The 13143-nt window shown below is 60.0% G+C and carries 10 protein-coding genes; 6 read left to right on the top strand and 4 right to left on the bottom strand.

Annotated features, from left to right (window positions below):
• Positions 1-156: 156 nt before the first annotated feature.
• The 4 genes from KGB24_RS13210 to KGB24_RS13195 form a co-directional block, all read right to left on the bottom strand.
• The gene (locus KGB24_RS13210) at positions 157-3003 is read right to left on the bottom strand and encodes a valine--tRNA ligase (RefSeq protein WP_008042478.1); all 2847 of its coding nucleotides are present in this window, start codon (positions 3001-3003) and stop codon (positions 157-159) included.
• Positions 3004-3236: 233 nt separating this feature from the next.
• Positions 3237-3623 carry a hypothetical protein gene (locus KGB24_RS13205; RefSeq protein WP_008026675.1) on the bottom strand — a complete coding sequence of 129 codons (387 nt, stop codon included), beginning with the start codon at positions 3621-3623 and terminating at the stop codon, positions 3237-3239.
• Between the two features lie 8 nt (positions 3624-3631).
• The gene (locus KGB24_RS13200; RefSeq protein WP_008026678.1) at positions 3632-4060 is read right to left on the bottom strand and encodes a DNA polymerase III subunit chi; all 429 of its coding nucleotides are present in this window, start codon (positions 4058-4060) and stop codon (positions 3632-3634) included.
• Between the two features lie 151 nt (positions 4061-4211).
• The gene (locus tag KGB24_RS13195; RefSeq protein WP_223413932.1) at positions 4212-5702 is read right to left on the bottom strand and encodes a leucyl aminopeptidase; all 1491 of its coding nucleotides are present in this window, start codon (positions 5700-5702) and stop codon (positions 4212-4214) included.
• A 512-nt stretch (positions 5703-6214) separates the two neighbouring features.
• Here KGB24_RS13195 and lptF point away from each other — a divergent pair.
• The 6 genes from lptF (at position 6215) to era (ending at position 13064) form a co-directional block, all read left to right on the top strand.
• On the top strand, positions 6215-7333 hold the full coding sequence (gene lptF, locus KGB24_RS13185) for an LPS export ABC transporter permease LptF (RefSeq protein WP_008042482.1): 1119 nt from the start codon (positions 6215-6217) through the stop codon (positions 7331-7333).
• Positions 7326-8387, top strand: a complete 1062-nt coding sequence (gene lptG / locus KGB24_RS13180) for an LPS export ABC transporter permease LptG (RefSeq protein ID WP_008026686.1) — start codon at positions 7326-7328, stop codon at positions 8385-8387. Before lptF ends, lptG begins: the two co-directional genes overlap by 8 nt.
• Positions 8388-8635: 248 nt before the next feature.
• Positions 8636-10435 (top strand): translation elongation factor 4, encoded by a 1800-nt coding sequence (lepA, locus tag KGB24_RS13175; protein WP_008026688.1) that lies wholly within the window; start codon positions 8636-8638, stop codon positions 10433-10435.
• 5 nt (positions 10436-10440) lie between these two features.
• Positions 10441-11295, top strand: coding sequence for a signal peptidase I (gene lepB, locus KGB24_RS13170; RefSeq protein ID WP_008026689.1), 855 nt, complete (start codon positions 10441-10443; stop codon positions 11293-11295).
• Between the two features lie 184 nt (positions 11296-11479).
• Positions 11480-12169, top strand: coding sequence for a ribonuclease III (gene rnc / locus KGB24_RS13165; RefSeq protein WP_032828632.1), 690 nt, complete (start codon positions 11480-11482; stop codon positions 12167-12169).
• Positions 12162-13064 (top strand): GTPase Era, encoded by a 903-nt coding sequence (gene era / locus KGB24_RS13160; protein WP_008026691.1) that lies wholly within the window; start codon positions 12162-12164, stop codon positions 13062-13064. The genes rnc and era overlap by 8 nt, the downstream gene beginning before the upstream one ends.
• Positions 13065-13143 lie beyond the last annotated feature (79 nt).

Below are 13143 nucleotides of genomic sequence, written 5' to 3'. Positions count from 1 at the left end.
AGCCTGCTCGCGATGGTGTGTCAGCCACAGTTATGTCGACTGACACACCATCGCGAGCAGGCTCGCTCCTACAGGGGGATTTGTGGTGTTTGGGAGAATGTGGCTGACAAAAAAAGGGAGGCCACTTGGGCCTCCCTTTTTCATTGCGATTTGCCGTTACAGGCTGGCAATCCGCGCATGCTGCTCGGCCAGTTTGCCCAAAGCCTGTTCGGCTTCAGCCAGTTTGGCGCGTTCCTTCTCGATGACTTCGGCCGGAGCCTTGTCGACGAAACCGGCGTTGGACAGCTTGCCGCCCACGCGCTGGACTTCGCCCTGCAGACGCAGGATTTCCTTGTCCAGACGTGCCAGTTCGGCGTCCTTGTCGATCAGGCCAGCCATCGGCACCAGCACTTCCATCTCACCCACCAGCGCGGTGGCGGACAGCGGTGCTTCTTCGCCGGCAGCCAACACGGTGATCGATTCGAGACGCGCCAGTTTCTTCAACAGGGCTTCGTTCTCGGTGAGACGACGCTGATCTTCGGCGCTGACGTTTTTCAGGAAAATGTTCAGCGGCTTGCCCGGGCCGATGTTCATCTCGCCACGGATGTTGCGCGTGCCGAGCATCAGTTCCTTGAGCCATTCGATGTCGTTCTCGGCCGCCGGATCGATGCGCTCTTCATTGGCCACTGGCCAAGGTTGCAGCATGATCGTCTTGCCTTCGATACCGGCCAGCGGCGCGATGCGCTGCCAGATTTCTTCGGTGATGAACGGCATGAACGGGTGCGCCAGGCGCAACGCGACTTCCAGTACGCGCACCAGCGTGCGGCGGGTGCCGCGCTGGCGCTCGACCGGTGCGTTTTCGTCCCACAGCACAGGCTTGGACAGTTCCAGGTACCAGTCGCAATACTGGTTCCAGATGAACTCGTACAAGGCTTGTGCCGCGAGGTCGAAGCGGAACTGGTCGAGTTGACGGGTCACTTCGGCTTCGGTGCGTTGCAGCTGCGAGATGATCCAGCGATCCGCCAGCGACAGTTCGTAGGCTTCGCCGTTCTGGCCGCAGTCTTCGCCCTTGTCCAGCACGTAGCGCGCGGCGTTCCAGATCTTGTTGCAGAAGTTGCGATAGCCTTCGACGCGGCCCATGTCGAACTTGATGTCGCGACCGGTGGACGCCAGCGAGCAGAAGGTGAAGCGCAGGGCGTCGGTGCCGTAGCTGGCGATGCCGTCGGCGAACTCGTCGCGGGTCTGCTTCTCGATCTTCTTCGCCAGTTTCGGCTGCATCATGCCGGAGGTGCGTTTCTGCACCAGGTCTTCCAGCTCGATACCGTCGATGATGTCCAGCGGGTCCAGGACGTTGCCCTTGGACTTGGACATCTTCTGGCCCTGACCATCACGCACCAGACCGTGAACATAAACGGTCTTGAACGGAACCTGCGGCGTGCCGTCTTCGTTTTTCACCAGGTGCATGGTGAGCATGATCATCCGGGCAACCCAGAAGAAAATGATGTCGAAGCCAGTCACCAACACGTCGGTGGAGTGGAATTTCTTCAGGAATTCGGTCTGCTCAGGCCAGCCGAGCGTCGAGAATGTCCACAGGCCCGAACTGAACCAGGTGTCGAGAACGTCGTTGTCCTGTTGCAGCGCAACGTCCGGACCGAGGTTGTGCTTGGCACGCACTTCGGCTTCGTCGCGACCGACGTAGACTTTGCCCGACTCGTCGTACCAGGCCGGAATCCGGTGGCCCCACCACAGTTGACGGCTGATGCACCAATCCTGGATGTCGCGCATCCACGAGAAATACATGTTTTCGTACTGTTTAGGCACGAACTGGATACGGCCGTCTTCAACAGCGGCAATCGCCGGTTCAGCCAATGGCTTGGTGGACACGTACCACTGGTCGGTCAGCCACGGCTCAATGATGGTGCCGGAGCGGTCGCCTTTCGGCACTTTCAGTGCGTGATCGTTGACGCTGACCAACAGGTCGGCGGCGTCGAACGCAGCAACGATTTGTTTGCGCGCTTCGAAGCGGTCGAGGCCGACGTATTCAGCCGGGATCTTGCCGTCGATGCTTTCGTTCAGCGTGCCGTCGAGGTTGAACACCTGGCAGGCCGGCAGTACGGCAGCGTTCTTGTCGAAGATGTTCAGCAGCGGCAGGTTGTGGCGCTTGCCGACTTCGTAGTCGTTGAAATCGTGGGCCGGGGTGATTTTCACGCAACCGGTGCCGAATTCAGGGTCGCAGTAATCGTCGGCGATGATCGGGATGCGGCGGCCGACCAGCGGCAGCTCGACAAATTTGCCGATCAGGGCTTTGTAGCGTTCATCGTTCGGGTTAACCGCGACGGCGGCGTCGCCGAGCATGGTTTCCGGGCGAGTGGTCGCGACGATCAGGTAATCATTGCCTTCAGCGGTCTTGGCGCCGTCGGCCAGCGGGTATTTCAGGTTCCACAGGAAACCTTTCTCGTCGTGGTTTTCCACTTCGAGGTCGGAAATCGCCGTGTGCAACTTGGTGTCCCAGTTGACCAAGCGCTTGCCGCGATAGATCAGGCCGTCTTCGTGCAGGCGCACGAACGCTTCTTTCACCGCTTCCGAGAGACCGTCGTCCATGGTGAAGCGCTCGCGGCCCCAGTCCACGGACGAGCCGAGACGGCGGATCTGACGGCTGATGTTGCCGCCGGACTGATCCTTCCATTCCCAGACTTTCTCGAGGAATTTTTCACGGCCCAGGTCGTGGCGATTCTGGCCCTGGGCTTCGAGTTGGCGTTCCACCAGCATTTGCGTGGCGATACCGGCGTGGTCGGTGCCCGGCTGCCACAGGGTGTTGCGACCCTGCATGCGGCGGAAACGGATCAGGGCGTCCATGATCGCGTTGTTGAAGCCGTGACCCATGTGCAGGCTGCCGGTGACGTTCGGCGGCGGGATCATGATGGTGTAGGACTCGCCCGCGCCTTGCGGGGCGAAGTAATTCTCAGACTCCCAGGTGTTGTACCAGGAAGTTTCAATGGCGTGCGGCTGGTAGGTCTTATCCATGCGCGGCGGGACCCTATTGGCATTAATTCAGGAAAAGCCGACGAGTATAGCGGGGCATGGGGCGCAGGGCGAGCGGGGGCGGACAGGGCGCAGTATCAAAAAACGCACAAACCCCCTGTAGGAGCGAGCTTGCTCGCGATGGTCTAGAGAACGCCGCATGTATTCAGGAAGCACGCGTTTTCGTTAACGACCATCGCGAGCAAGCTCGCTCCTACAGGGGGGTTGTGTTGGGTTCAGTCGTTGTACTGGCTTAGCAACCGCTCAAGGCGCGCGCTGAGGCGGCGTTTGATTTCGGTTTCGATGTGCGGGGCGAAGTCGTCGATCACGTCTTGCATGATCAGTTGCGCGGCGGCGCGCAGTTCGCTGTCCAGGTGCAGCAGGTCGTCGGGACCTTTGGCCGCGGGTGCCGGTTGCGCGGCAGCGGCGACTGGCGTCGGTGCGACGGTGGGCTGACTGGCGCTGACCGTGTCGAACAACATCGGAATCTGTTCCTGCTCTCCATCGTCGACCGTGTCGGTCAGCAGCGGTGGTTGCAGGTTGTCATCGCCGAGCAATTGGCGGATCGACTCAAGGTCGTCCAGCAGGTGCGCGGACTTTTGCAGCGGTTTTGGAGTGTCCATCGGAATGCTCAGAGTCGCTGTAAACGGTGATCTTGCAGAGGATAGCCCTGTTCGCGGTAGAAACGGAAACTCTCCCGCGCAGCCGTGCGTATCGCCGGATCCTCCACCACCACTTCCGCCACCCGGGCGAATTTGTTGGCAAAGGCCGGGACTTTCAGGTCGAGGTTGACCAGCAAATCCTGATGTTGACCGCAGTCATCGCCAAGACCCAGCACAATCAAACCGTCCGGCTCGCTTTCGGCGGGGCCGTGGGGCACGAAGCTTTCGCCCTTGAAGGCCCACAGGCGTGCATCGAGATCGTCACGCTGAGCGGCATCGCTGCAATGCAGGTAGATGCGATGGCCCATGCGCCAGGCTTTATCGGTGAGCTTGCAAGCGAAATCCAGCCGTGCCGAAGGATCGGCGCTGGGCAGGATATAGAAGTCGACTTTGGTCATTGCAGGTTCCTGGAATCAACTTCCGCGGAATCTGTAGGAGCGAGCTTGCTCGCGAAGGTCGTCAACGATGACGCGGGAAACCAGGTTAATCGCGTCGATCTTGAGTTTTTCGCGAGCAAGCTCGCTCCTACAGTGGTCAGTGGGGCGATGTTCAGGCTTTGGCGCGGTCCAGCAGGTACTGGGTCAGCAATGGAACCGGACGGCCAGTGGCGCCCTTGTCCTTGCCGCCGCTGGTCCAGGCAGTGCCGGCGATGTCCAGGTGCGCCCAGTTCAGGTTCTTGGTGAAGCGCGACAGGAAGCAGGCAGCGGTGATGGTGCCGGCTTTCGGCCCGCCAATGTTGGCGATGTCAGCGAACGGGCTGTCCAGCTGCTCTTGATACTCGTCGAACAACGGCAGTTGCCAGGCGCGGTCGTCAGCCGATTGGCCGGCGCTCAGCAGTTGGCCGATCAGTTCGTCGTTGTTGCCCAGCAGGCCGGAGGTGTGCGCACCCAATGCAACGACGCAAGCGCCGGTCAGGGTTGCGATGTCGATCACGGCTTGTGGCTTGAAGCGCTCGGAGTAGGTCAGGGCATCGCACAGCACCAGACGGCCTTCGGCGTCGGTGTTGAGGATTTCCACGGTCTGGCCGCTCATGGTGGTGACGATGTCGCCCGGACGCGAAGCGTTGCCGCTCGGCATGTTCTCGGCGCAGGCGAGGATGCACACCAGATTGATCGGCAGTTTCAGTTCGAGCACGGCGCGCAGGGTGCCGAAGACGCTGGCGGCGCCGCCCATGTCGTACTTCATTTCATCCATGCCGGCGCCCGGCTTCAGGCTGATGCCGCCGGTGTCGAAGGTGATGCCTTTGCCGACCAGGGCGTACGGCTTCTCGGATTTCTTGCCGCCGTTGTATTGCATGACGATCAGGCGCGGCGGCTGGGCGCTGCCCTGGCCGACGGCGTAGAACGAGCCCATGCCCAGTTCCTTGATTTTCTTCTCATCAAGGACTTCGACTTTCAGGCTTTTGAATTCTTTACCGAGGTTTTTCGCTTGCTCGCCGAGGAACGTCGGGTGGCAGATGTTCGGCGGCAGGTTGCCCAGGTTGCGGGTGAACGCCATGCCGTTGGCGATCGCGGTGGCATGGGCCACGGCGCGCTCGACTTCAGCCTGGGCCGCCTTGATGGTTACCAGGGTGACTTTCTTCAGGGCGCGAGGCTCGGCTTTCTGGCTCTTGAACTGATCAAAAGTGTATTCGCCGTCCATCAGCGTTTCGGCCAGCAGACGGGTTTTGCCATAGCTGTCGCGACCCTTGACGATCACTTCGTCCAGCGCCAGCACGGCATCGCTACCGCCCAGACCTTTAAGGGTGTTGAGGATGCCGGCGATGATTTTACGGAACGGGCGGTCACCCAGTTCTTCGTCCTTGCCCACGCCGACCAGCAGCACGCGCTCGGCTTTCAGGTTCGGCAGGCTGTGCAGCAACAGGCTCTGGCCAACCTTGCCGGCCAGGTCACCACGCTTGAGCACAGCGCTGATGGCGCCGCCGCTCAGTTCGTCGAGTTGTTTGGCAACGGCGCCGAGCTTGCGGCCTTCGCCGACGGCGACGACCAGGGTGGCGGTTTTCAACGTTTCTGGGTTAACGCTTTTTACAACCAGTTCCATGTCCGGGTCCCTGAATGATGGGTCAACACGCAATTGCTCGACGACAGACGTTCGAGCCTGCTTATTTATAGAGTGAAAGACGCAAGTCACGGCTTGCGACAAAGGCCGCAGTTTGAACCTCGCTACCGGCGCCTGACAACCCTCGGTTGTACGATCTTCAGTGTTTACGTGATCACTGTAGGAGCGAGCCTGCTCGCGAAAAACCTGAGACCGCCGCGGGGTGTCAGGTTTCCCGCGTTATCGTTGACGACCATCGCGAGCAGGCTCGCTCCTACAATGGTCGGCTAGCATCTGTGGGCGCGAGCCTGCTCGCGAAGAAAGAGAGAGCACCGCGGGTTATCCCGCATCGCGCGCTATCGTTGAGGCCAGTGCTGTCGCGGCGCATTGCGCAGTGACAGGCGCACCCAATCACAGGATAATGCGCCAACTTTTTTCGGCGGCTCTGTCTTGCGGGCTGCCTGATACGTTTGCTTGTTTGGCCGCCTTAGCCTGACAACCCTGGAGTGTCTGGTTTGATCGTCTTCCGTTACCTATCCCGCGAAGTCCTGTTGACCTTGAGCGCCGTCAGTGCCGTTCTGCTGGTCATCATCATGAGCGGACGCTTCATCAAATACCTCGCCCAGGCGGCGGCTGGCCTTCTGGATCCGGGCTCGTTGTTCCTGATCATGGGCTTTCGCCTGCCAGGCTTTCTGCAACTGATCCTGCCGCTGGGCCTGTTCCTCGGGATCCTGCTGGCCTACGGTCGCCTGTACCTTGAAAGTGAAATGACCGTGCTCTCCGCCACGGGCATGAGCCAGCAGCGCCTGTTCACCATGACCCTGTTTCCGGCCACCCTGGTGGCACTGGTGGTGGCATGGTTGAGCCTGAGCCTGGCGCCACAAGGGGCCAATCAGTTTCAGTTGCTGCTGAACAAACAAGACGCGCTGACCGAGTTCGATACCCTCGAGCCGGGCCGCTTCCAGGCCCTGCGTGACGGCACCCGGGTGACCTACACCGAAACCCTGTCGGATGACCGCATCCACCTCGGCGGCGTGTTCATTTCGCAAAAGAACGTCTCGTCGGACAAGAAAGATCGCGGGATTTCCGTGCTGGTGGCCGAGAAGGGCCGTCAGGAAATCCGCCCCGACGGTAACCGTTACCTGATTCTCGACAACGGTTATCGCTACGACGGTAACCCGGGGCAGGCCGACTATCGTGCGATCAAGTACGAAGAGTACGGCGTGTTGCTGCCTAAACCGGACGTCAGCGACGAAGTCACCGACCGTGATGCAATGCCCACCAGTTCGTTGCTCGGCAGTGATGACCTGCGTTCGCGCACCGAGTTGCAATGGCGCCTGTCCTTGCCCTTGCTGGTCTTCATCGTGACCCTGATGGCGGTGCCGCTGTCGCGGGTCAATCCGCGCCAGGGCCGTTTCCTCAAGCTGCTGCCGGCGATTCTTCTTTATATGGCTTACCTGAGCATCCTGATTGCCGCTCGCGGCGCCCTCGAAAAGGGCAAGATCCCGCCCGCGCTGGGCTTGTGGTGGGTTCACGCAATCTTCCTGGCCATCGGCCTTGGCTTGCTCTATTGGGAACCCTGGCAGTTGAAGCGGGCGAGTCGCCGCAGCGCGCTGGAGGTGGCCCGTGGTTAAGCTCGATCGCTACATCGGTAGCAGCGTCTTTATCGCGATCCTGGCGGTACTGGGGATTATTCTCGGTCTGGCCACGCTGTTCGCTTTCATCGACGAGATGGGTGAAGTCAGCGATACCTACACCCTGGTCGATGTCCTGAGTTACGTCCTGCTGACCGCGCCGCGCCGTCTTTACGACATGTTGCCGATGGCAGCACTGATCGGCTGTCTGATCGGCCTCGGCAGTCTGGCCAGCCACAGCGAGCTGACCATCATGCGCGCTGCGGGCGTGTCGATCGGCCGGATCGTCTGGGCCGTCATGAAGCCGATGCTGATCCTGATGGTGGTGGGCGTGTTGATTGGCGAGTACATCGCGCCGGCGACCGAAAGCACCGCGCAGGCCAACCGCTCGCTGGCTCAAGGCAGTGGTGATGCGCAAAGCGCCAAGCATGGCCTGTGGCACCGTCAGGGCGAGGAGTTCATCCACGTCAACTCGGTACAACCCAACGGCGTGCTGTACGGCGTGACCCGTTATCGCTTCGACGATCAGCGGCACATATTGTCCTCGAGCTTCGCCAAGCGCGCGAAGTTCGATCAGGATCACTGGCAGTTGAGCGATGTCACGACCACGCTGTTCCATGACAAGAGCACCGAAGTGGTCACGGCCCCGGTCGAGCGCTGGAACGTGGCGCTGAGCCCGCAACTGCTGAGCACCGTGGTGATGTCGCCGGATTCGCTGTCGATCACCGGCCTGTGGAGTTACATCCACTACCTGGCGGATCAGGGGCTGAACAATGGCCGTTACTGGTTGGCATTTTGGGTCAAGGTGTTGCAGCCGCTGGTCACTGCCGCCCTGGTACTGATGGCGATCTCCTTCATCTTCGGTCCGCTGCGCTCGGTTACCCTCGGTCAGCGGGTATTCACCGGCGTGCTGGTGGGCTTCACCTTCCGCATCGTCCAGGACCTGCTGGGGCCTTCGAGCCTGGTGTTCGGGTTCTCGCCGCTGTTTGCGGTGCTGGTGCCGGCGGGTGTGTGCGCCCTGGCGGGTGTCTACCTCCTGCGCCGAGCCGGTTGATCGCTATGTAAATGTAGGAGCCGGCTTGCCGGCGATGGCATTACCGCGGTCACCAGGCCCGCCGCGGCGCCCCCATCGCCGGCAAGCCGGCTCCTACAAAAGCCTTCAAAAACGCCCCTGTCGCAAGACCGGGGCGTTTTTTGTAGGTGCCGTCTGACCTGCGAACGTGACGCTTGCGCCGTGGATCAGGTACAATTCCCGGCTATTTTTCGGCGGGCCATGCCTGCAGCCTTTTTGAGTGTTGATCCGTGAGTGATTTGAGTCATATCCGCAATTTCTCCATCATCGCCCACATTGACCATGGCAAGTCGACGCTGGCCGATCGCTTCATCCAGATGTGCGGCGGCCTTGCCGAGCGCGAAATGGAAGCCCAGGTGCTGGACTCCATGGACCTGGAACGTGAACGCGGGATCACCATCAAGGCCCACAGCGTCACCCTCTATTACACCGCTCGCGATGGCATCAAGTACCAGCTGAACTTCATTGACACCCCGGGCCACGTTGACTTCACCTACGAAGTCAGCCGGTCGCTGGCGGCCTGTGAAGGTGCCTTGCTGGTGGTCGATGCCGGTCAGGGCGTTGAAGCGCAGTCGGTTGCCAACTGCTACACGGCGATCGAGCAGGGCCTGGAAGTCATGCCGGTCCTGAACAAGATCGACCTGCCACAGGCCGATCCGGACCGCGTCAAGGAAGAAATCGAAAAAATCATCGGCATCGATGCCACCGACGCGGTCACTTGCAGTGCCAAGACCGGTCTGGGCGTCGATGAAGTGCTGGAGCGCCTGGTCACCACCATTCCGGCGCCTACCGGCAACTACGACGATCCGCTGCAAGCGTTGATCATCGACTCCTGGTTCGACAACTACCTGGGCGTTGTGTCCCTGGTGCGCGTGCGCCACGGTCGTGTGAAGAAGGGCGACAAGATCCTGGTCAAGTCCACCGGCAAGATCCACCTCGTGGACAGCGTCGGTGTATTCAACCCGAAACACACCCCTACTGCCGACCTGAAGGCCGGTGAAGTGGGCTTCATCATCGCGAGCATCAAGGACATTCACGGTGCGCCAGTGGGTGACACCCTGACCTTGAGCTCCACCCCCGACGTTGACGTGCTGCCAGGTTTCAAACGCATTCAACCGCAGGTGTACGCCGGTCTGTTCCCGGTCAGCTCCGACGACTTCGAAGATTTCCGTGAAGCCCTGCAAAAGCTCACGCTCAACGACTCGTCGCTGCAGTACACCCCGGAAAGCTCCGACGCCCTGGGCTTTGGCTTCCGTTGCGGTTTCCTCGGCATGCTGCACATGGAAATCATCCAGGAGCGCCTGGAGCGCGAGTACGACCTGGACCTGATCACCACGGCGCCGACGGTAATTTTCGAGCTGTTGCTGAAAACCGGTGAAACGATCTACGTCGATAACCCGTCGAAGCTTCCGGACCTGTCCACGATCGAAGACATGCGCGAGCCGATCGTGCGGGCCAACATTCTTGTGCCGCAAGAACACCTGGGCAACGTTATTACCCTGTGCATCGAGAAGCGTGGCGTGCAGCACGACATGCTGTTCCTCGGTACTCAGGTTCAGGTGACCTACGATTTACCGATGAACGAAGTGGTCCTGGACTTCTTCGACCGTCTGAAATCCACCAGCCGTGGCTATGCTTCGCTGGATTACCATTTCGATCGTTATCAATCGGCTAATCTGGTGAAACTGGATGTGTTGATCAACGGTGACAAAGTCGACGCCCTGGCGCTGATCGTGCACCGTGACAATGCGAACTACAAAGGTCGCCAGTTGACCGAGAAGATGAAAGAACTGATTCCACGGCAGATGTTCGACGTGGCAATCCAGGCCGCCATTGGCGGTCAGATTGTGGCGCGGACAACCGTCAAGGCACTCAGAAAGAACGTATTGGCCAAATGCTACGGTGGTGACGTCAGCCGTAAGAAAAAGCTGCTGGAAAAGCAAAAGGCCGGTAAGAAACGCATGAAGCAAGTCGGCAACGTGGAAATTCCACAAGAAGCCTTCCTTGCAGTGCTCAGGTTGGATAGTTAGGTCCTATGTCACTAAATTTCCCGCTGTTGCTGGTCATCGCCGTGTTCGTCTGCGGCCTGTTGGCGTTGCTTGATCTGGTTTTCCTGGCGCCGCGTCGGCGTGCCGCCATCGCCTCCTATCAGGGCAGCGTCAGCCAGCCGGATGTGGTGGTGGTCGAGAAGCTGAACAAAGAGCCGCTGCTGGTCGAATACGGCAAGTCGTTCTTCCCGGTGTTGTTCATCGTGCTGGTCCTGCGTTCGTTCCTGGTGGAGCCGTTCCAGATTCCTTCCGGCTCGATGAAACCGACGCTGGATGTCGGCGACTTCATTCTGGTGAGCAAGTTTTCCTACGGGATCCGCCTGCCGGTGATCGACAAGAAAGTCATCGATGTCGGTGATCCGCAGCGCGGCGATGTGATGGTGTTCCGTTACCCGAGTGATCCGAACGTCAACTACATCAAGCGTGTGGTCGGCCTGCCGGGTGACCAGGTTCGCTACACCGCTGACAAGCGCCTGTTCGTCAACGGCGAGTCGATTGCCGAGCAACTGGTCGGCTCCGAGCCGGGCACGCTGGGCAGCGCCGAGCTCTACAAGGAAAAACTCGGCGCCGCCGAGCACTTGATCCGCAAGGAAATGAGCCGTTATCGCGCATCGCCTGACCATACGTGGACCGTGCCTGCCGGGCACTACTTCATGATGGGCGACAACCGCGACAACTCGAACGACAGTCGTTACTGGGATGATCCGACTATTCCCAAGGATCTGCTGGGCATGGTTCCCGACAAGAATATCGTCGGCAAGGCCTTCGCAGTCTGGATGAGCTGGCCGGAACCCAAACTCAGTCACCTGCCGAATTTCTCGCGGGTTGGCCTGATCAAGTAATCACACACGGCGCTGTTGAACACAGCGCCGAATGCATTTCTGGAACTGCCACAATCGGCGCCAGACGCATGAAAACAATGATATTCAGGACGTAATTTTTGAACACAGCGTTAATTGTCCCAAGCCTGCGCCGCACCACGGCGATGGCGGTGGAATCCAGCCACGAACTCAGCGTGGGTAAACCGTGAGCGTCTCCTTAAGCCGTCTAGAGCGTCAGCTCGGCTACACCTTCAAGGATCAGGAACTGATGGTCCTGGCCCTGACTCACCGCAGCTTTGCCGGGCGCAACAACGAACGCCTGGAATTCCTCGGTGATGCCATCCTCAACTTCGTCGCTGGCGAGGCGCTGTTCGATCGCTTCCCGCTGGCCCGCGAAGGCCAGTTGTCGCGTTTGCGCGCACGTCTGGTGAAAGGTGAGACTCTGGCTGTACTGGCCCGCGGTTTCGATCTGGGCGATTACTTGCGTCTGGGTTCCGGCGAGTTGAAAAGCGGCGGTTTCCGTCGCGAGTCGATTCTGGCCGATGCCCTGGAAGCGCTGATCGGTGCGATCTACCTGGACGCCGGCATGGACGTGGCACGCGAGCGCGTGCTGGCCTGGCTGGCCGGCGAGTTCGAAGGCCTGACACTGGTCGACACCAACAAAGATCCAAAAACCCGCCTGCAGGAGTTCCTGCAGTCCCGTGGTTGTGAGCTGCCGCGTTACGAAGTGGTGGATATCCAGGGTGAGCCGCATTGCCGGACGTTCTTCGTCGAATGCGAAATCACCTTACTGAATGAAAAAAGCCGAGGTCAGGGTGTGAGTCGTCGTATTGCCGAACAGGTAGCGGCCGCCGCAGCACTGATAGCCCTGGGTGTGGAGAATGGCAATGACTGATTCAACCGCAACACGCTGTGGCTATGTTGCCATCGTCGGCCGTCCCAACGTGGGCAAGTCCACGCTGCTGAACCACATCCTCGGCCAGAAGCTGGCGATCACTTCGCGCAAGCCTCAGACCACCCGCCACAACATGCTGGGCATCAAGACCGAAGGCGCCGTCCAGGCGATCTACGTCGACACCCCGGGCATGCACAAGGGCGGCGAAAAGGCCTTGAACCGCTACATGAACAAGACCGCTTCGGCGGCGTTGAAAGACGTCGACGTGGTGATCTTCGTGGTGGATCGCACCAAGTGGACCGACGAAGACCAGATGGTGCTCGAGCGTGTCCAGTACGTGACCGGCCCGCTGATCGTGGCGCTGAACAAGACCGATCGCATCGAAGACAAAGCCGAGCTGATGCCGCACCTGACCTGGTTGCAGGAACAGCTGCCGAACGCGCAGATCATGCCGATCTCGGCCCAGCACGGGCATAACCTCGACACGCTGGAGCGAGTGATCGCCGAGCACCTGCCGGAAAACGATCACTTCTTCCCGGAAGACCAGATCACCGACCGCAGCAGTCGCTTCCTCGCCGCTGAGCTGGTGCGTGAGAAAATCATGCGTCAGCTGGGCGCCGAGCTGCCATACCAGATCACCGTGGAAATCGAAGAGTTCAAGCAGCAGGGGAAAACCCTGCACATTCATGCGTTGATCCTCGTCGAACGTGACGGCCAGAAGAAAATCATCATTGGCGACAAGGGCGAGCGCATCAAGCGCATCGGCACCGAGGCGCGCAAGGACATGGAGCTGCTGTTCGACTCCAAGATCATGCTCAACCTCTGGGTCAAAGTGAAAGGCGGCTGGTCCGACGATGAGCGCGCATTGCGTTCGCTGGGTTACGGCGACCTGTAAACCTGAGCCCAGGTGATAAAACTGTGGGAGCGAGCCTGCTCGCGATAGCGGTCTGTCAGTCAACAATGTTGTTGAATGT

The organism is Pseudomonas sp. BF-RE-25 (genome assembly GCF_019956105.1).
Classification (GTDB): Bacteria; Pseudomonadota; Gammaproteobacteria; order Pseudomonadales; family Pseudomonadaceae; genus Aquipseudomonas; species Aquipseudomonas migulae.
The sequence above is the reverse complement of the archived record's forward strand: the minus strand, read 5'-3'. Positions and strand labels throughout refer to the sequence as shown.